Source organism: Geobacillus sp. FSL W8-1251 (assembly GCF_038005945.1).
Classification (GTDB): Bacteria; Bacillota; Bacilli; order Bacillales; family Anoxybacillaceae; genus Geobacillus; species Geobacillus stearothermophilus.
This window is the reverse complement of record NZ_JBBOUF010000001.1, coordinates 1,024,257-1,040,146: the sequence shown is the minus strand read 5'-3', so window position 1 is coordinate 1,040,146 and position 15,890 is coordinate 1,024,257. Positions and strand designations below refer to the sequence as shown.

Genomic DNA, 15,890 nt, shown 5'->3' with positions numbered 1-15,890 from the left:
GCCAAAGACGAGGAGCATTTCAAACAGTTGGTACGAGAGTATATGCGGAGGTACCCGGAACTGACCGTCAAACGTGTGACCAACGGGTTTGCGATATGCATCAAGAAATAGGAAAGCCGAGGTGATACGATGCCCGACAGTTTTTACTTCCCTGTTTATACGGGGCTTCTTACCCCCGAACACCGAGAACGGATCGGACCAGCAATTTGGGAGTTTTTATGGCTCATTTCTAAAGTCACAAAGGAAATAGAGGAGGAAGGTGAAACCTGGGGCATCGTACTCGGTGGCAGACCTGTGAAAGTAGCTGAAATAGTCGCTGATTTAGGCGGGAACGAGCGAAGTATTCGGCGTAATTTAGCCAAACTCAAAGAGCACGGTTATATCGATTCAAAAAGAGCTCCTTATGGAGAGATTTTTAGAGTTAGAAAGTCGAAGAAATTTAATCATTCCAGAGTGGACAAAAACGTCCTATCTGACACAGAGAGACTGGACAGAAATGTCCTATCTGACACAGAGAGACTGGACAGAAATGTCCTATCTTATACAGAGAGAGCGGACAAAAATGACCACTCTGTTCCAACAGAGCGGACATTTTTTGTAGGGAGATCGGACAAAAACGTCCGATGTAATAAAGATATAAAAGATATAAAAAATATTAAAGAAGAAGAGGAAGATAGAATGGACCATTTTCAGTTAATCGCCAACAAGTTCATTCAAAGAAGAGCACATGGCTTTGATTTATCCCCAGAAGATGAGTTAGCTATCCATAGATTGTTAGATGACAACATCCCTATAGACACCATTCTGAAATACATCGATGAAGTATTCGATGAGTACGAACCAAAGCATCGGTTAGATTACATCAAAAGCTTCAAGTATGTAGAAAAGGCCATTCTTGATCGCTATTTTAGTCAAAAAGGAGAGGGGATAACCAATGGAGGCACGGTTCACAAGCATCGCCGAGGTGTTAGCCGATCTACAAAAGAAGGCAAGTCTTATGAGCAAATCCTCCGAGAAGCTGAAGCAGCCAGACGAGCTTGGGGATGGAAGGGGTGACTACGAGTGTCACAAGTGTAAAGATGCGGAGTTCATCTTCTATCGGGATGAGCGCGGCTATGAATTCGCCCGGCCTTGTGAATGCCGGGAACGGAAGGCGTGGAAACGGCGGTTCAAGCAGGCACTCATTCCGGACGAATTCGTGCACGCGAATTTCGAGAACTTCAGACGATCGACGCCATATCAACAGGATATGTATGACATGACAGTCAATTACCTGCAAGAATTTGGCGCGGAGAACGGAACGAAAAAACTGTCTGACAAAAATTTTGGTTTCATTGCCGTATTGGGGGAACAACGTCTTCGAGAACTACCGGCCGGCAAACGAGCGGAGATGAAGCAACAGCACAACAATTTTGGGGTAGGTAAGACGCATCTACAAATCGCCCTGGCCAAACGGCTGATCAAAGACGGATTCAATGTGTTGGTGGTTTCAGATGTCACATTCATGGACGAGCTGATCCAGGCCAAGATGACGAACGACGAAGGCGAGACGTTGAACCGGCTTCTATACAGCGCGATCCATGCGGATGTGCTTGTGTGGGACGACATCGGCAAGGCGAAGTGGTCGGAAGCGAAAGAAGCTCTGTACTATCAGATCATTAACGAACGCTACAGAAAACAAAAGCCAATCGTGTTCAATTCTAACGAAGATCGTGGAACATTGAGCGAAAAAATCGGCTATGCGGCCGCCAGCCGGCTGCTCGGCCAGTGCGGTCCATATCTCTTGGAAGTAGAAGGCGAAGATTTCCGGTTGAAGGAGGCATAAAACATGTGTGTGAAGTGCGATGGAACGGGGCGGCTATACACAAGAGTGATGAGCGGAGCGTGGCTGGTGACAGCGTGCGACTGCGAGGATGCAGCGAGAGTGCGGAAGGAAGAGGAGGACAAGCTGCGAGAATGGCGTAAACGACTGGCAGAGGCATGCGGGCGATTGGGAATCACACAGGATATTGCTTGGGAGGAAGGTGATCGCGTTGGGCATTCTCTATGAAAAAGTTCAACTCACCCAGGAGCTCAAACGTCAAATGATGATTCGTCAGCTGTTAGACATGGGGATCACCGAACATCAAGGGCAATCCGTTTACGATCTGGATTACTACACATTACGCCACGTGCTGGCGATGCAAAAACTAAAAGATTAAGGAGGCAAGAAGATGTTTGAACCAACAGCAGACTCGCTACATGCGATATTAGCAAAAGCATCCGAATTGGTATGGCAAGCATCGCTAGATCGGCATATTGAGCGCACGGAAAAGCTGATACAGTACACGAAGCACAGCAAGAAGCGGGCGAAGCATGAAAAGCAATTGAAGCTTTTGCAGAGTCTAAAAAACTAACACGCTCGAAATCTTCAAATTTTGGCTTCTGTGGCGTTTTTCTTGCGAGGGTAATAGGAAAGTATCCCAGAACGAGAAAAACGCCGTACAGGGCAAAAACAGGCGTCTATAAGCCTAGCTGGAGGGAATGAGATGAACCGATATATGTGGGACGTCTTTTTGACGGCTACAGCAATTGTGTGTGTACTAGGAATAGTAGTTCTCCTTGTTGTTTTGGCGTATTTGGTTTTCGCGTAACGAGATTAAAACTAACGAGGTGAAAAGTGTTGAATTTAGCTAAACTGTTTGAAATGCAACGCCAGCTTGACGAACACATCGAACAGCAACACCCACAACAAGAAGGCGAGGACAGGCTTGCAAAGAAAATCCTTGCGCTTCTCGTCGAAATCGGCGAATTGGCAAACGAGACACGCTGTTTTAAGTTTTGGAGCAACAAGGGCCCGTCGTCGCGAGAAACAATCTTGGAAGAAGCCGCAGACGTGCTGCATTTTCTTCTGTCCATCGGCAATGACATTGGCGCAAACGAGGATGACATAATCATTATCCCTACAAAAGCCATTCTGTTACACAGACAGTTTATGATGTTGTACGAGTATGCAAGATTGGCGCATGTGAAAACGATGTGGGAAGCATCATTAGATGTGTTCGCGGGATTGATAGAAATGCTCGGGTTCACACAGCACGAACTTGAAGCGGCATATATGAGAAAACATGCCGAGAACTACGCGCGGCAAGAACGTGGATATTGAGGTGTAGCGTATGCGCGAATTCCTTATTTGTCTGACAAAAAATAGCGAAGGGAAGCCGTGCAGCAATACAGCTTTCCGAATCAAGAAAACAGAAAACGGACTGATCGCCGTATGTACCGAGTGCAAGGCAGAACATGAGGTGAGATAGGAGATGGAGCATGACACAGGAACAGATACAGCAACTCATCCGGGAACAAGAACAAGAGATTGAAAGATTGCTGGAAACGAAGCGCAATACGAAGCCGGATGACGTTCTTTATTCGATATGCGAAATCGTTGTATTGCAGAAACAAAAGTTTGTCGCGGAATTGCGGGCGTTGTTGTGAGGTGGGAACTTTTGACATGGAAAGAAGCTGAAAAAATAGCGAGAGAAAAGCTAGGCGTTGGCGACGAGTACGTTATGTACGGCTATGAGGTTCGTGAATCCAGCGGGACAGTGGTTGTCATGCTGGATAAAAAGAAGGACGGGAAATGGGCTTATGAAGATATAAAATGCGAGATTCCTTTATCAAGATCGTGAGGTGATAGCAATGCAAATCAAAATACGTGCATGGGATAAAGATAGTGAAACAATGATTTACGGTGTTGGCATTACACCAGAAAGCGATGGTGGTATAACTTATCAAATACCGGTAAATGCCCATGACTTCGACCAATTTAATTATTACCCAAATAGCATCATCATGCTATACACCGGATTAAAAGACAAGAACGGAACAGAGATTTATGAAGGGGATATTATTAGAGATTTAGACGCTGAAGAAACAGAGAACATTATTACATTAAAACCGAGAATATTTACAGTCAAATGGAACAATGCGATTCTTGGCTTTTTGCGCTTTGATAATCAAATCGGACTTTTTAAGGGTCGTATCGGTTTATTCGATGAAGATTTTTCACATATAGAAGTCATCGGCAACATATACGAGCACCATCACCTATTAGGCGGTGAAGAAGAATGAGCGATAAGTTCATTGAGTATTTAGAATCCCGTAAGCAAACAACAGCGAAATTATTGTCTGACGCAAAAACAGAAAAAGACAGACAGGTATGGTGGTACTGAGAATGAAGGAACAACTGATTGAGTATCTCACACGACGCATCATCATGTACAGCCGGATGATCGAGACGTCCAAAAATGAAGTAGACCGGGAAAAATGTGTCATCGCGCAAAAGGTACTGAAAAGCGTGCTGGATGACGTGAGGGACGGGAAACTATGAGCGGACGAAAATCACGAAACAAAGGCCAACGCCGGGAAAGGGAGTTTGCGAAGCTGATTGAAGGGCGCAGAATTCCCCTTTCCGGCGCCCAAGAAGGCTTTGAAAATGACGTCGAGGGGTTAGGTATTCGGTGGGAGGTAAAGGCGCGGAAAAACGGCTTCCAGACGCTTTATAAGTGGCTCGAAGACGAGAGGGAGAAGCCGGACGCGCTGGCTTTGAAAGCAGATCGGAAAGATTGGCTTGTGGTAATGAAGTTAGAAAAGTTTTTGGAGTTGATTGGAACATGCGCTGAAGCAGAGGAGCGATGAAAATGGCAACATTGACGAAAGTTTCTCCGTATCGATCGGGACCGCCACGGTTTGGCAACCGTCCGCACAATATTGATACGAGCGTCAAAACGTATCAGCTGACGCCGGAACAATTAGAAAGGCTACGTGCTGGTGAAAATCTTGATGATATCTTGAAGGAGGCAAAAGAAATGGAACAACAAAAGCCAAAAGTGATCGCATACACGAAGTATGAGGAAGTTGTGGCGGAACGGGATGAGCTGAAGAAGCAACTGGAGAAATTAAAAGCGAATATTGGGGCAGATGGCGACAAGTGTGAACAGTTGAAACGGGAAGCAGATCACCGGAAAGAGCTTTTTGAAGAGGCAATGACAGAAAACGAACGGCTGCATAAAGAAATCCTTGCCCTCGAAAATGAAATACAAAGACTGAAAGAGCTAGTCAACGAGCTGCGCGAACGGAAAGATAGGAGCGAAGAAGGCTGGGCAGATGCGACGCGAGAGCTCCGAGCACTGAGACTATACGCTCTCCAAAAACTACAAAAGGATGTATACGAGTCATGAGCAAGCGTAAGCGCCGGCTGAGATGGTATCTGCTGTATCGACGTGAGGATGGACAAGCCGTCTACCGCTATGAGCCGTTGCAAAAGTGCGAGTTGAAAAGCCGGCTGAAAAAAGGCTGGAAGGTAGTGACGTGATGGGGAAAACGCTGCGCAAAATCAAGCGTGAAAGGGAGGAAATTTCTTCTCCCTTTCATCCAGATGTAATGACGGCATGGAATCGCGGATTTGAAGCAGGAGCCAAACAGCAAAATGAGTTGGACACAAAACTCATGCTGGAATGGCTTGGGAAGATTGAGGAAATCCCGGGAATCGGTGAAAAGACAGCATGGAAAATTCGTGAACATTTTCTTGATTTTATGAGGGAAAAGAGGGGATGGAATGAATCTACCTTGGAACAAAACAATACCACGGCAGATGACTACAGATGATTTTTCAGAAAAGGGGATCAGATGTCATTATTGCGGGCAGTACAAAGAGGTCTTAATCGGCATTCTTTTTGCGGATGGAATAGATTCAATTTGCGAAGAGTGTGAGAAACATTACACTTTGGCAGATTGGTTTAGACCACCTCCGCAAAAAGAGTTTGCGAAAAGAATCAAATCGATATTGGAGGGAGCCGAATGATCTACATCTTGCGCCACCCGAAAACAAATGCGGAGATCAAAACAAAACGCAAACGGAAAGTGAAGTTATACCAGCAACGCGGGTATAAGCTCGTGAATAAGTATGATCCACAGAAAAATAAAAAAAGACCGGACTTCTCCCGGTCAATGACGGTGAATAGACGGTGAACAATGGGAATCCTTGACAATATTATAACGGGAGTGGTCCGGTTGGTAAAGTATAAACAGATGTCATTCCTTCGCGATGTGGACGGCGAGAAAACAAAAGAAGCAGTCGAGGCAGCGCTTGAAAAATATCGGATGTACATGTTGACCGTGCCAGACGAGTATCTCCCGCGCGTAACACAGACATATTCACTTGTGCCGCCAAGCAACACGAATGCTTTTCATTCATCAACAGAGAGCGCGGCAATCAAGAAGGTGGACTTTGAGCGTGAAAGAGACGAGTACATGGAGAGAATACGCCGCGCGGTGAACAGGCTAAATAAGACAGAACGCGAACTAATTATAAAGCGATATATGTCTATTGATGAGCCATATGATTACGAAGTTTACAATGAAATGGGAATTAGCGAATCAAAGTTTTACCGTATCCGTGAGAAGGCGTTTTACAAACTAGCCTTTGCGCTCAGAATCGAAGTATACAAAGAAGAGGCACCTGTTTAGGTGTCTTTTTTATTTACGAAAAAATCGAAAAAAAAATTTAAAAAAAGTGTTGACTAGTCACCGAACGATGACTATAATGAAAGTAGAACATCACCAAACGGTGATAAAACAAAAAATGCGAAGGAGGAAACAAAATGAAAAAGAAAATCATGAAGCGGGCTTGGGAGATCGCGAAAGAAGGACAAAAACGATTCGGAGGAAAGGTGAAAGAGTATTTCGCAGCGGCTCTCAAGCTCGCTTGGAAGGAGGCGAGAGAGCCAAAACAAGCGACGCTAGTGATTCGTCATCAACCGTCAGGCGGAAAAGAGTGGGTAGCTGAAATCGTTGGCCGCCACCCGAAATACAACTTCGAGCGCCGTTTTTTGAACCCGATCGCTCGCAATTGGAGCAGCAGCGGGAAGACGGGAACGACAACTTTCCTTCTTCAAGAAGGGAAGGTTTACGAAGTGAATGAGCCGTATGCGGGGCGCTATTTCGTGACGGTAGCAAACGGCGAAATCATCGAGATCGCCGCAGAGGAAGCAGCGAACAAAATTGCGTGAGTGAGTTAGGAGGAATGAAAAATGAAAGTCCAATTTACTGTGGAAGCCAAAAAATATTTTGAGGTCGACGCTGAACGTTTGGAACGTGCGAAGGATGATGACCTTGTTCTTGTCACGATCGATTTCGAGGACCGGAAAGCCGATTACATTTGGTATTCGGCTGGCGAAAACCCGGCCAATTTTCCGGCAGAAGAAGATGATTTTGATGGCGTCGTGGCATTATGGGAGGAATTAGGGCGACCGGGGGAGTAGTTTTCCCCCTTTCCGCGGTCATGTCACCAAGCGAAGCGGCGGAAAGATGGGGATTGAAACGAAACACAATCATCGCAGCCCTCAATCGAGGGCTGTTTGACGAACAGATCGAAAAAGGTCTGGTTCGTCAGTACCAATATGAAAACGGAAAATCCGATTGGTATTTGACGGAACAGGCACTTCGGGAAGTATATGGAGAACCGAGAAAGGAGAATGAAAAATGAAAGGCATGTTTTTCGGGTATGTTGAATATTCGCCTTGTGAGGCTTGCGGAGCGCCTCGCTACGCAAAAGATTACGACGATGACTTTGTTGTTCTTCCGGGCCGACTTGAAGTAGAGCCGCCAACGTGCGACTATCGGTTTGACGCCGCGGCGCTGAAGCCGTGGCATAGATTGGATCAGATGACTTGCCCGCGTTGCGGAGGGAAATTGCTGCGCGATTGGTCCAGAGACGAAGTCTATTGCGAAAACAGCCGTCGGCAAGTTACTGTCCACCAAGTCGACAGCTGCCCACATTGCGCTTTCACGGCCAGTGCGCCGTGATCGCTCTTTGTGCAGCGTGACGATGGAAAATATGTCGTCCGTCATGAAGGAGTACTGACATAATTGATGACGGATGGCCGGGAACAAAATGACAGAAAACTGAAAGAAAAATGAAGGAAAAATGACAGAATATTTCTGTTTAGACGTGTTACAATGGTATCAACCAAATCCCCCTTCCATGAGCGTCACCCGATCGGGTGGCGTTTTTATTTTAAATTTGAAAAGGAGTGTTGCGACATGGCAGAAATGCGCGAGTCGAACAAATTGGTTGTGAAAGTGGATGTTGATGTATCTGATGCATTGAAGGGATTGAAGGCGTTACGACGAGAGGCGAATAAGACCGTAAAGGCATTAGAAAAGGTTTTAAAGCTAAAAGAAGCCGTTGATGAACAAAATGACGAGCAATGTCCTGAGTGTGGCGGGAATATTGCAACTACCACATTTTACAGAGACGGAGAGGCTTACTTGGAGCTTTGTGAATGCGATAAGTGTGGGCGTCTGTCTAAATGACAGGCGTTTTTATACATGGAATCGGTGCAACGGGAGTATAACGGAATAGAGATGATCGGATGAAGAAAGCGAGGTGACAGGCATGGAACGATACGACGAGGAAGAAGAAAAAGCGAAAGAGGAATACGAGAAGCATAAGTGTAAAGGCTGTTTATGGGCGAAATGGCAAACGCCTTATATTGTTTCATGCCTGTTTCCTCGGTGCGTCATAGAAGTCGGGTGGAGCGCCGATGCCTAACAGACCACTAAAACCATGCAATAAGATCGGATGTACTAACTTAACAAGGGATAGATATTGTGAGCAACATAAACACCTAGCCGAAAAAAGACAACGATCAAGACAGAATGATAAGGAGTACGACAAGTATAAACGGAACCAGCAAGCAAGGGCATTCTATCACAGTAAAGAATGGGAACGGACAAGGCTGGCTGTGTTAGCAAGGGATAACTACTTGTGCCAGCGATGTCTAAATGAGAAACGGATTACAAGGGCGGTTGTCGTGGACCATATACGACCATTGCTTGTTGATTGGGAAAGACGGTTAGACATGAACAATCTACAATCCCTGTGTGCTAGCTGCCACAACCGGAAAACGGCGGAAGACAAACGACGGTATGGGCAGGGGGTATGAAAAAAGTTTTGCGGCGCCCTATGGGACCGGCGGGGGCAGCTTCGCGCGCACAAAATTCGTTTTATTTTGAAAATGGGTAAAAATGGGAGGCGACAAGATGGGAAGAAAAGCAAAACCGATTCAGTTGCACTTGCTTGAGGGGAATAAAAATCGTCTGACAAAAAAACAGATTGAGCAGCGATTAGAAGTGGAGCAGCGGCTCAAACCTAAGACTGACAAAGTGAAGCCGCCGTCTTGGCTGGACTCGACAGCGAAAAAAGAGTTCAAGCGGATCGCGGCCGAACTCATGGAGTTGGAGTTGCTGACCAACATTGATGTGAATGCCTTGGCTGCATATTGCGATGCGTACTCAGACTACATTAAATGCACAAAAATCATTCAAGAAGAAGGGTTGATGGTTGAGTACACCAATAAGGCGGCCGAAACCAATAAAGTCCCTCATCCGTTGATGACTAAAAAGAGACAGCTTTACGATCAGATGAAATCTATCGCATCAGAATTCGGACTCACACCGGCCGCGCGCGCTAAAATTGCTATTCCGAAGAAAGATGAAAAGCCCAAAACGGAAGAAGAGCGTCTTTTCGGTGATGTGTTATGATCGAGAGTTTACTTGAGCGGATCGTCCACTATGCACAGGATGTGGTGGACGGACGTACGATAGCATGTCAAAAACACAAATGGGCGTGTGAGCGTTTTTTAAATGATATTGAGAGGATCACAGAAGACGATTCCCCTTACTATTTTGACGGTGAAGAGTTGTACCGCTTCTATCGCTGGGCACGGATGTTCAAGCACACCAAAGGCATATTGGCCGGCCGGCCGATCGAATTGACCGATTTTCAATTGTTCGTCGTCGGTAATATCTTCTGTTGGAAACGAAAAGAAAATCACCTGCGCCGGTTTCGGAAAGCATATATCCAGCTTGCCAGGAAAAATGCAAAGTCTCAACTTCTCGCGTTAATCGCTAGTTATGAATGCTTTCTGTCGCCAGAGCAGTCCGAGGTATATATTGCCGGATGGGGCCGGGAACAGTCCAGCATCGTATACAATGAGGTGCTGTCGCAAGTCCAGTCATGCTCATTGTTAAACGGCAAATACACCGATTCCTACGGGCGTATTCGGCATAAAAAGAGCGGCAGCATTATTCAGCCGTTGTCAAAAGAAGCGCGAAAAACAGGGGACGGGAAGAACCCTAGCCTTGCTGTTATTGACGAATACCACGTACACGAAACGAGCGAGATATATGACGTACTAGTTTCCGGCATGGTCGCACGTCAAAACCCATTGATCGTCGTCATCACAACAGCAGGATTTAACCTTGATTCGCCTTGCTATACCGAATATCAGTACGTGTCAAAGATTCTCGATCCTGATTCGCCAATTGAAAACGATGAGTATTTCGTAATGATTTGTGAATTGGACAAGGACGACGACATCAAAGACGAACGGAATTGGATAAAAGCCAATCCGATCGTCGCGACGTATGAGGAAGGCATGAATTTTTTGCGAAGCGAACTGCAAACAGCTTTAGATGTGCCTGAAAAAATGCGGAGCTTTTTAACGAAGAACATGAATATATGGGTAGACCAAAAAGACAACGGCTATATTCCGTTAGATAAATGGCGTGCATGTGCTACATCGAAGAAAATTGATTTAGATGTCCGAGAGTGCTATATCGGTGTGGACTTGTCTAAAAAAATCGACTTGACGAGCATCAGCGGCGTTGTCCCGTTAGGCGACGGCCGTTTTTATGTATGGTCGCATAGCTTCATTCCGGAGGATACGCTGGCTGAGAAGCGACGGACGGATAAAGTTCCATATGATTTATGGGTAGAGCAAGGCTGGATCACCGTCACACCTGGCTCTGTGGTGGATTATCACTTTATCCAGTCGTATATCAAGAAATTGGCTGATGACAAGCTGTGGGACATTAAGGAGATTTGCTATGACCCGTATAACGCCACGCACTTCGCTCAGGAGATGGAAGCGGAAGGCTATACAATGATCGAAATTAGGCAAGGGATTCGTACGCTGTCGGAGCCAACGAAGTTTTTCAGAGAGTTGGTTTTTTCGGGCAAGATTGTGCACGATGATAATCCTGTGCTCAATTGGGCAGTCGGGAATGCTGTTGTGCGACAAGATCACAACGAGAACATCATGCTGGATAAAGATAAATCGACTAACCGCATTGACCCGTTAGCGGCTGTTATCAACGCCATGGTCAGGGCAATGACGCGGGCGAATGATATTGATATTAACAAGGTGACAGAAGAATACCTTAAAATGATGGGATGGTAAGGAGGTGAGGGCATGGGATGGTGGAGTCGTCTGACGCGATTTTTCCGACCGCGAAATGAGACGGTGGACATGAACAACCCGATGCTTTTACAATGGCTAGGCATTGATCCGGACACGCCAAAAGATCAATTGTCCGAAGCAACCTATTTTGCTTGTTTGAAAATCTTATCTGAAAGCCTGGGAAAATTACCACTAAAGATGTATCAGCGTACCGATCGAGGCATCGTGAAAAGTGATAAAGAGGATGTCTACAACATTTTAAAGCTACGTCCGAATCCCTACATGACCAGCAGCATCTTTTGGTCAACAGTGGAAATGAACCGGAACCATTACGGCAACGCTTATGTATGGTGCCGGTACAACGGTCCGCAGCTACAAGACATGTGGATACTCCCAAGCCAGTATGTCACTATCGTGGTGGACGACGGGGGTATTTTGGGTGAGAAAAATGCGATATGGTACCGATATAACGACCCATACGACGGGAAAATATATGTTTTCCGTAATGACGAAATTCTCCATTTCAAAACGTCCGTAACATTTGACGGCATCACCGGCTTGTCTGTCCGGGATGTACTGAAGCATACGGTTGACGGCGCGCTCGAGAGTCAAAAATTCATGAACAACCTCTATAAAACAGGGCTGACAGGAAAAGCCGTGCTAGAGTACACCGGCGACCTTAACCAAGAAGCACGAGACCGTCTTGTGAAAGGCTTTGAACAGTTTGCCAACGGCTCAAAAAACGCCGGAAAGATCATACCGGTGCCGTTAGGGATGAAACTTGTTCCACTGGATATTAAGCTGACGGACAGTCAGTTTTTTGAGTTGAAGAAATACACGGCTCTTCAAATAGCAGCGGCGTTCGGGATTAAACCGAATCAAATCAATGACTATGAGAAGTCAAGTTATGCGTCAGCTGAAGCGCAGAACTTGGCTTTTTATGTGGATACGTTGCTTTACGTACTGAAACAGTATGAGGAAGAAATCACTTACAAAACACTGTCAGACCAAATGATAAGAGACGGGTATTTTTGGAAGTTCAATGTAAATGTCATCTTGCGAGCGGACATTAAAACGCAAATGGAAGCCTTGTCTAAAGGTGTCAATAATGGGATTTACACGGCGAACGAGGCCCGAAGTTACCTTGATTTGCCTGCCGAGGAAGGCGGTGACGTCCTAATGGTGAACGGCAACTATATTCCGATCACGATGATTGGTCAGCAGTATCAGAAAGGAGGTGAGGGCTGATGCCGTTTTGGAAATTCATCGTCAACCAAGCGACTGAAACCGAGCATGAGAGCGTGGAGCTGCGCATTGAGGGCGATATTGTAGACGATGACGAAGCGTGGCTATACGAATGGTTCGGGATGCCGTCCACGTCTCCAAACGCATTTAAAGAAGAATTGAGTCAGTACAAAGGCAAGGACATCACCGTATGGATTGATAGCTACGGTGGCAGTGTATTCGCGGCGGCCGGAATTTACAACGCATTGAAGGAGCACAATGGTAAGATCACTGTCAAGATTGACAGCAAGGCGATGAGTGCGGCGTCTGTCATCGCGATGGCTGGCGATGAGGTACTGATGAGCCCGATGGCGGTGATGATGATTCACAATCCTTTAACAGCTGCCTACGGGAATATGCATGATTTGCGGAAAGTCGCGGACATCTTGGACACAATCAAGGAATCCATCGTCAACGCCTACGCATTAAAAACGGGGCGTTCTCGCAGCAAAATCTCGCAAATGATGGACGATGAAACATGGATGTCGGCTAATGTAGCGGTCAAAGAGGGCTTTGCAGACGGCATCCTATACCAAGACGGGAAGCCAGAGGTGACGGATGTCGCGGCGTTTAGCCGGCTGGCGATTGTCAACAGCGCGAACCGGTCTATGCAGGACATTATGAAAATTGTTAGCAAACAAAAACAACAGGACGAAAAAGAGCGCTTGCTCTTAGAATTAGACCTTATTTAATCAAAGGAGGAATACACATGCCAAAAGAACTTCGTGAACTGTTAGAACAAATCGAGAACAAGAAGAAAGAAGCGCGCAAGCTGTTAGCTGAAAACAAAATTGAGGAAGCAAAGCAACTGAAAGAAGAAATCGTGGCTTTGCAAGAGAAATTTGACATCGCAAAAGAGTTGTATGAGGAAGAAAAAGCGCAAGTGGAGAACAAAGAGCCGTTAAAAGCAACTGTCCAAGTCAAAGAAAACGAAGTGGAAACATTCGTCAATCATATCCGTACACGCTTCCGCAACGCGATGAGTGAAGGGAGCAATACGGACGGCGGTTATACGGTTCCACAGGACATTCAAACACGCATTAACGAACTTCGCGAAAGCAAAGACGCTTTGCAAAACCTTATTACAGTTGAGCCTGTAACGACTTTGAGCGGTTCGCGTGTATTTAAGAAGCGCTCGCAACAAACCGGATTTATTGAGGTTCCGGAAAACGGTAAAATCCCGGAAAAAGCTACTCCTCAATTCACGGTTCTCACTTATCAAGTGAAAAAATACGCTGGCTTTTTCCGTGTCACCAACGAACTGTTAAACGACAGTACAGAAGCCATTGTCAATACGTTGGTTCGCTGGATTGGCGACGAATCCCGCGTAACACGCAATAATTTAATTACTTCGCTGTTAGGTACGAAAGCGAAAACGGCCATCGCTAACCTTGACGCATTGAAACAAGTTATTAACGTCCAATTAGACCCGGCATTCCGTTCAACGTCTAGCGTTATCGTCAACCAAGATGCCTATAACTGGCTCGACACACTGAAAGACGCGAACGGCCAATACTTGTTACAACCATCCGTTTCTTCGCCGACCGGCCGCCAACTGCTCGGTTTGCCGGTAGTCATTGTCTCGAATAAAACGTTGACGACTCGTACGGATGGGACGACCGGAAAAAGTTTCGCCCCGATCATTGTCGGCGACCTCAAAGAGGCTGTTGTCATGTTCGATCGTCAGCGCACAGAAATCATGTCGTCGAATGTCGCTATGGACGCGTTCGAAACTGACGCTACGTTATGGCGTGCTATCGAGCGTATGGATGTAAAAATGCGCGACGATGAAGCGTTTGTATTCGGTGAGGTACAACTTGCTTAATGAGGGGAGCAATCCCCTCTTTTTCTTTGAAGGGGTGATGACATGAAGGTAAAGGCTCTCATTGATTGCGTTGGCATCGGCTATGACTTGAAAAAAGACGACGAGGCTAATTTGCCGAAAGAACTAGCGGAAAAGCTTATCCGATTCGGATACGTGGAGGAAGTGAAAAAGTCTAAAGAAACGAAGGTGAAAGAATGATCGTTTCTTTGGACGAGGTAAAGACGTGGCTACGTGTGGATTTTACGGATGACGACGCATTACTGACTACCTTAATTAGCGCGGCTGAACAGTACCTCAAAAACGCCACAGGCATCGCCTATGATTCGACGAATCACTTGGCGAAGCTATTCTGCATGACATTGATTTCTGAATGGTACGAGAACCGGGAAATGGTCGGGAAAGCAACCGATCAAACAAGGCCGATCATCCAGAGCATCTTAACTCAACTCACATACAGTTACGGTGGTGACAGCGATGAATCCGGGATTGTTTAGGCATCGTATCACGCTGTTGAAGATGGTTGTCACAGAGGATGAGATCGGCCAACAAGTTGAGGATTGGCAGCCAGTACGGACATGTTGGGCGGCAATTAAGACGGTAAGTGGCAGGGAATACTTTGCCGCCGCATCCGTCCAAGCGGAGCGAACCTATCGTTTTATCATTCGGTACACTCCTGGAATCAATGAAACAATGAGGATCGACTATCAAGGACGGAAGTTTGATATACAGAGTGTCTTGAACGACGACGAGGGTAAAAAAACATTAACTATCATCGCGACGGAAAGGGTGGCGGCGGATGGCTAACATTTCGATTGATCGTCTAGCCGACGAATTGGTGCAAGCGGTAAAAGAATACACGGACGATGTGGCTGAAGGTGTTCGGAAAACAATAGACAAAACTGCGCGGAAAGTATTACAAGAAACCAAGGCGCTCGCTCCGAAACGAACGGGTGAATACGCGCAGTCATTTGGAATCACGAAAGAGGACGGATACGGCACAACTAAACGCATCGTGTGGAACAAAAAACACTATCGACGTGTTCATCTTCTTGAGTTTGGACATGCGAAAGTGAACGGTGGCCGTGTTCCTGCCTATCCGCACTTACGGCCAGCGTATGAGAAACACGCGGCAGACTTGCCGAACGAGCTAAAAAGAGTAATCGAAAACGGTGGTTAAGATGACACAAGCGGAGTTATATCAAGCACTTAAAAGTATTGGCTATCCCGTCGCCTACGGTTCATTTTCCAGTCCGGTCACGCCGCCGTTTATTACGTATCAATTCGCTTATTCAAATGACCTCATCGCCGACAATATCAACTATGTCGCGATTGATGATTTTCAAGTGGAACTATACACAGCAAAAAAAGATTTAGTTGCCGAACAAAAAGTGCAGGACAAATTGAAAGAGTTGGGTTTGCCGTATCGGAAATTCGAAACCTATCTCGATACTGAAAAAATGTATCAAATACTCTATGAAATCCAAACTTTAGGAGGTTAG

The 15,890-nt window shown here is 46.1% G+C and carries 30 protein-coding genes; all 30 read left to right on the top strand.

Annotated features, from left to right (window positions below; genetic code table 11):
• The first annotated feature begins 129 nt into the window (after positions 1 to 129).
• The 30 genes from NSS88_RS05395 to NSS88_RS05250 all read left to right on the top strand — a co-directional run bounded on the left by NSS88_RS05395 (position 130) and on the right by NSS88_RS05250 (position 15,890).
• Positions 130 to 1,056: a hypothetical protein gene (locus NSS88_RS05395; RefSeq protein ID WP_341083457.1), complete on the top strand. Its 927-nt coding sequence runs from the start codon at positions 130 to 132 to the stop codon at positions 1,054 to 1,056.
• Positions 998 to 1,825: an ATP-binding protein gene (locus NSS88_RS05390; protein WP_341083456.1), complete on the top strand. Its 828-nt coding sequence runs from the start codon at positions 998 to 1,000 to the stop codon at positions 1,823 to 1,825. The genes NSS88_RS05395 and NSS88_RS05390 overlap by 59 nt, the downstream gene beginning before the upstream one ends.
• 208 nt (positions 1,826 to 2,033) lie before the next feature.
• Complete coding sequence (locus tag NSS88_RS05385; protein ID WP_172706323.1) at positions 2,034 to 2,201, top strand: hypothetical protein; 168 nt, start codon at positions 2,034 to 2,036, stop codon at positions 2,199 to 2,201.
• Positions 2,202 to 2,213: 12 nt separating this feature from the next.
• A complete protein-coding gene (locus NSS88_RS05380; RefSeq protein ID WP_341083449.1) occupies positions 2,214 to 2,396 on the top strand; it encodes a hypothetical protein in 183 nt (60 codons plus the stop codon).
• A 266-nt stretch (positions 2,397 to 2,662) separates the two neighbouring features.
• Positions 2,663 to 3,145 (top strand): dUTP diphosphatase, encoded by a 483-nt coding sequence (locus NSS88_RS05375; protein ID WP_341083448.1) that lies wholly within the window; start codon positions 2,663 to 2,665, stop codon positions 3,143 to 3,145.
• 158 nt (positions 3,146 to 3,303) lie between these two features.
• A complete protein-coding gene (locus NSS88_RS05370; protein ID WP_341083446.1) occupies positions 3,304 to 3,471 on the top strand; it encodes a hypothetical protein in 168 nt (55 codons plus the stop codon).
• Between the two features lie 11 nt (positions 3,472 to 3,482).
• Positions 3,483 to 3,665: a hypothetical protein gene (locus NSS88_RS05365; protein WP_341083444.1), complete on the top strand. Its 183-nt coding sequence runs from the start codon at positions 3,483 to 3,485 to the stop codon at positions 3,663 to 3,665.
• A 10-nt stretch (positions 3,666 to 3,675) separates the two neighbouring features.
• A complete protein-coding gene (locus tag NSS88_RS05360) occupies positions 3,676 to 4,107 on the top strand; it encodes a YopX family protein (RefSeq protein ID WP_341083443.1) in 432 nt (143 codons plus the stop codon).
• 103 nt (positions 4,108 to 4,210) lie between these two features.
• Complete coding sequence (locus NSS88_RS05355; RefSeq protein WP_165754804.1) at positions 4,211 to 4,366, top strand: hypothetical protein; 156 nt, start codon at positions 4,211 to 4,213, stop codon at positions 4,364 to 4,366.
• Positions 4,363 to 4,674, top strand: a complete 312-nt coding sequence (locus NSS88_RS05350; protein ID WP_341083442.1) for a hypothetical protein — start codon at positions 4,363 to 4,365, stop codon at positions 4,672 to 4,674. The genes NSS88_RS05355 and NSS88_RS05350 overlap by 4 nt, the downstream gene beginning before the upstream one ends.
• A gap of 2 nt (positions 4,675 to 4,676) precedes the next feature.
• Positions 4,677 to 5,216: a hypothetical protein gene (locus NSS88_RS05345; protein ID WP_341083440.1), complete on the top strand. Its 540-nt coding sequence runs from the start codon at positions 4,677 to 4,679 to the stop codon at positions 5,214 to 5,216.
• Positions 5,213 to 5,350 carry a hypothetical protein gene (locus NSS88_RS05340; RefSeq protein WP_200899929.1) on the top strand — a complete coding sequence of 46 codons (138 nt, stop codon included), beginning with the start codon at positions 5,213 to 5,215 and terminating at the stop codon, positions 5,348 to 5,350. The genes NSS88_RS05345 and NSS88_RS05340 overlap by 4 nt, the downstream gene beginning before the upstream one ends.
• Positions 5,350 to 5,643, top strand: coding sequence for a hypothetical protein (locus tag NSS88_RS05335; protein WP_341083436.1), 294 nt, complete (start codon positions 5,350 to 5,352; stop codon positions 5,641 to 5,643). The genes NSS88_RS05340 and NSS88_RS05335 overlap by 1 nt, the downstream gene beginning before the upstream one ends.
• A gap of 405 nt (positions 5,644 to 6,048) precedes the next feature.
• Positions 6,049 to 6,504, top strand: a complete 456-nt coding sequence (locus tag NSS88_RS05330; protein WP_445297959.1) for an ArpU family phage packaging/lysis transcriptional regulator — start codon at positions 6,049 to 6,051, stop codon at positions 6,502 to 6,504.
• A gap of 134 nt (positions 6,505 to 6,638) precedes the next feature.
• Positions 6,639 to 7,046: a hypothetical protein gene (locus NSS88_RS05325; RefSeq protein WP_341083434.1), complete on the top strand. Its 408-nt coding sequence runs from the start codon at positions 6,639 to 6,641 to the stop codon at positions 7,044 to 7,046.
• Between the two features lie 21 nt (positions 7,047 to 7,067).
• Positions 7,068 to 7,298 carry a hypothetical protein gene (locus NSS88_RS05320; protein WP_341083432.1) on the top strand — a complete coding sequence of 77 codons (231 nt, stop codon included), beginning with the start codon at positions 7,068 to 7,070 and terminating at the stop codon, positions 7,296 to 7,298.
• Entirely contained in the window at positions 7,268 to 7,522 is a 255-nt protein-coding gene (locus NSS88_RS05315) for a helix-turn-helix domain-containing protein (protein WP_341083430.1), read from the top strand. Before NSS88_RS05320 ends, NSS88_RS05315 begins: the two co-directional genes overlap by 31 nt.
• Positions 7,523 to 8,079: 557 nt before the next feature.
• Entirely contained in the window at positions 8,080 to 8,352 is a 273-nt protein-coding gene (locus NSS88_RS05310; RefSeq protein WP_341083428.1) for a hypothetical protein, read from the top strand.
• Between the two features lie 82 nt (positions 8,353 to 8,434).
• Positions 8,435 to 8,590, top strand: coding sequence for a hypothetical protein (locus NSS88_RS05305; RefSeq protein ID WP_341083427.1), 156 nt, complete (start codon positions 8,435 to 8,437; stop codon positions 8,588 to 8,590).
• Entirely contained in the window at positions 8,583 to 8,984 is a 402-nt protein-coding gene (locus NSS88_RS05300; protein WP_341083425.1) for an HNH endonuclease, read from the top strand. The genes NSS88_RS05305 and NSS88_RS05300 overlap by 8 nt, the downstream gene beginning before the upstream one ends.
• A 97-nt stretch (positions 8,985 to 9,081) precedes the next feature.
• Positions 9,082 to 9,582: a phage terminase small subunit P27 family gene (locus NSS88_RS05295; RefSeq protein WP_341083423.1), complete on the top strand. Its 501-nt coding sequence runs from the start codon at positions 9,082 to 9,084 to the stop codon at positions 9,580 to 9,582.
• A complete protein-coding gene (locus NSS88_RS05290) occupies positions 9,579 to 11,282 on the top strand; it encodes a terminase large subunit (RefSeq protein WP_341083421.1) in 1,704 nt (567 codons plus the stop codon). The genes NSS88_RS05295 and NSS88_RS05290 overlap by 4 nt, the downstream gene beginning before the upstream one ends.
• 69 nt (positions 11,283 to 11,351) lie before the next feature.
• Complete coding sequence (locus tag NSS88_RS05285; RefSeq protein WP_341083419.1) at positions 11,352 to 12,530, top strand: phage portal protein; 1,179 nt, start codon at positions 11,352 to 11,354, stop codon at positions 12,528 to 12,530.
• Positions 12,530 to 13,258: a head maturation protease, ClpP-related gene (locus tag NSS88_RS05280; protein ID WP_341083417.1), complete on the top strand. Its 729-nt coding sequence runs from the start codon at positions 12,530 to 12,532 to the stop codon at positions 13,256 to 13,258. Before NSS88_RS05285 ends, NSS88_RS05280 begins: the two co-directional genes overlap by 1 nt.
• A gap of 17 nt (positions 13,259 to 13,275) precedes the next feature.
• A complete protein-coding gene (locus tag NSS88_RS05275) occupies positions 13,276 to 14,391 on the top strand; it encodes a phage major capsid protein (protein ID WP_341083415.1) in 1,116 nt (371 codons plus the stop codon).
• A gap of 42 nt (positions 14,392 to 14,433) precedes the next feature.
• Positions 14,434 to 14,589, top strand: coding sequence for a hypothetical protein (locus NSS88_RS05270; protein ID WP_013876414.1), 156 nt, complete (start codon positions 14,434 to 14,436; stop codon positions 14,587 to 14,589).
• A complete protein-coding gene (locus NSS88_RS05265; protein ID WP_341083405.1) occupies positions 14,586 to 14,885 on the top strand; it encodes a head-tail connector protein in 300 nt (99 codons plus the stop codon). The genes NSS88_RS05270 and NSS88_RS05265 overlap by 4 nt, the downstream gene beginning before the upstream one ends.
• Entirely contained in the window at positions 14,866 to 15,195 is a 330-nt protein-coding gene (locus tag NSS88_RS05260) for a phage head closure protein (protein WP_341083403.1), read from the top strand. The genes NSS88_RS05265 and NSS88_RS05260 overlap by 20 nt, the downstream gene beginning before the upstream one ends.
• Positions 15,188 to 15,568, top strand: coding sequence for an HK97 gp10 family phage protein (locus NSS88_RS05255; RefSeq protein WP_341083401.1), 381 nt, complete (start codon positions 15,188 to 15,190; stop codon positions 15,566 to 15,568). Before NSS88_RS05260 ends, NSS88_RS05255 begins: the two co-directional genes overlap by 8 nt.
• A gap of 1 nt (position 15,569) precedes the next feature.
• Positions 15,570 to 15,890: a hypothetical protein gene (locus tag NSS88_RS05250; protein ID WP_341083399.1), complete on the top strand. Its 321-nt coding sequence runs from the start codon at positions 15,570 to 15,572 to the stop codon at positions 15,888 to 15,890.

Bases quoted from the DNA above. Each gene is read 5' to 3' on its own strand.
- NSS88_RS05335 (WP_341083436.1), top strand. From the start codon at position 5,350: ATGGGGAAAACGCTGCGCAAAATCAAGCGTGAAAGGGAGGAAATTTCT.
- NSS88_RS05350 (WP_341083442.1), top strand. From the start codon at position 4,363: ATGAGCGGACGAAAATCACGAAACAAAGGCCAACGCCGGGAAAGGGAG.
- NSS88_RS05355 (WP_165754804.1), top strand. From the start codon at position 4,211: ATGAAGGAACAACTGATTGAGTATCTCACACGACGCATCATCATGTAC.
- NSS88_RS05305 (WP_341083427.1), top strand. From the start codon at position 8,435: ATGGAACGATACGACGAGGAAGAAGAAAAAGCGAAAGAGGAATACGAG.
- NSS88_RS05255 (WP_341083401.1), top strand. From the start codon at position 15,188: ATGGCTAACATTTCGATTGATCGTCTAGCCGACGAATTGGTGCAAGCG.
- NSS88_RS05280 (WP_341083417.1), top strand. From the start codon at position 12,530: ATGCCGTTTTGGAAATTCATCGTCAACCAAGCGACTGAAACCGAGCAT.
- NSS88_RS05390 (WP_341083456.1), top strand. From the start codon at position 998: ATGAGCAAATCCTCCGAGAAGCTGAAGCAGCCAGACGAGCTTGGGGAT.
- NSS88_RS05325 (WP_341083434.1), top strand. From the start codon at position 6,639: ATGAAAAAGAAAATCATGAAGCGGGCTTGGGAGATCGCGAAAGAAGGA.
- NSS88_RS05315 (WP_341083430.1), top strand. From the start codon at position 7,268: ATGGGAGGAATTAGGGCGACCGGGGGAGTAGTTTTCCCCCTTTCCGCG.
- NSS88_RS05250 (WP_341083399.1), top strand. From the start codon at position 15,570: ATGACACAAGCGGAGTTATATCAAGCACTTAAAAGTATTGGCTATCCC.
- NSS88_RS05295 (WP_341083423.1), top strand. From the start codon at position 9,082: ATGGGAAGAAAAGCAAAACCGATTCAGTTGCACTTGCTTGAGGGGAAT.
- NSS88_RS05370 (WP_341083446.1), top strand. From the start codon at position 3,304: ATGACACAGGAACAGATACAGCAACTCATCCGGGAACAAGAACAAGAG.
- NSS88_RS05285 (WP_341083419.1), top strand. From the start codon at position 11,352: ATGAACAACCCGATGCTTTTACAATGGCTAGGCATTGATCCGGACACG.
- NSS88_RS05300 (WP_341083425.1), top strand. From the start codon at position 8,583: ATGCCTAACAGACCACTAAAACCATGCAATAAGATCGGATGTACTAAC.
- NSS88_RS05290 (WP_341083421.1), top strand. From the start codon at position 9,579: ATGATCGAGAGTTTACTTGAGCGGATCGTCCACTATGCACAGGATGTG.
- NSS88_RS05265 (WP_341083405.1), top strand. From the start codon at position 14,586: ATGATCGTTTCTTTGGACGAGGTAAAGACGTGGCTACGTGTGGATTTT.
- NSS88_RS05260 (WP_341083403.1), top strand. From the start codon at position 14,866: ATGAATCCGGGATTGTTTAGGCATCGTATCACGCTGTTGAAGATGGTT.
- NSS88_RS05275 (WP_341083415.1), top strand. From the start codon at position 13,276: ATGCCAAAAGAACTTCGTGAACTGTTAGAACAAATCGAGAACAAGAAG.
- NSS88_RS05360 (WP_341083443.1), top strand. From the start codon at position 3,676: ATGCAAATCAAAATACGTGCATGGGATAAAGATAGTGAAACAATGATT.
- NSS88_RS05340 (WP_200899929.1), top strand. From the start codon at position 5,213: ATGAGCAAGCGTAAGCGCCGGCTGAGATGGTATCTGCTGTATCGACGT.
- NSS88_RS05320 (WP_341083432.1), top strand. From the start codon at position 7,068: ATGAAAGTCCAATTTACTGTGGAAGCCAAAAAATATTTTGAGGTCGAC.
- NSS88_RS05345 (WP_341083440.1), top strand. From the start codon at position 4,677: ATGGCAACATTGACGAAAGTTTCTCCGTATCGATCGGGACCGCCACGG.
- NSS88_RS05310 (WP_341083428.1), top strand. From the start codon at position 8,080: ATGGCAGAAATGCGCGAGTCGAACAAATTGGTTGTGAAAGTGGATGTT.
- NSS88_RS05270 (WP_013876414.1), top strand. From the start codon at position 14,434: ATGAAGGTAAAGGCTCTCATTGATTGCGTTGGCATCGGCTATGACTTG.
- NSS88_RS05380 (WP_341083449.1), top strand. From the start codon at position 2,214: ATGTTTGAACCAACAGCAGACTCGCTACATGCGATATTAGCAAAAGCA.
- NSS88_RS05395 (WP_341083457.1), top strand. From the start codon at position 130: ATGCCCGACAGTTTTTACTTCCCTGTTTATACGGGGCTTCTTACCCCC.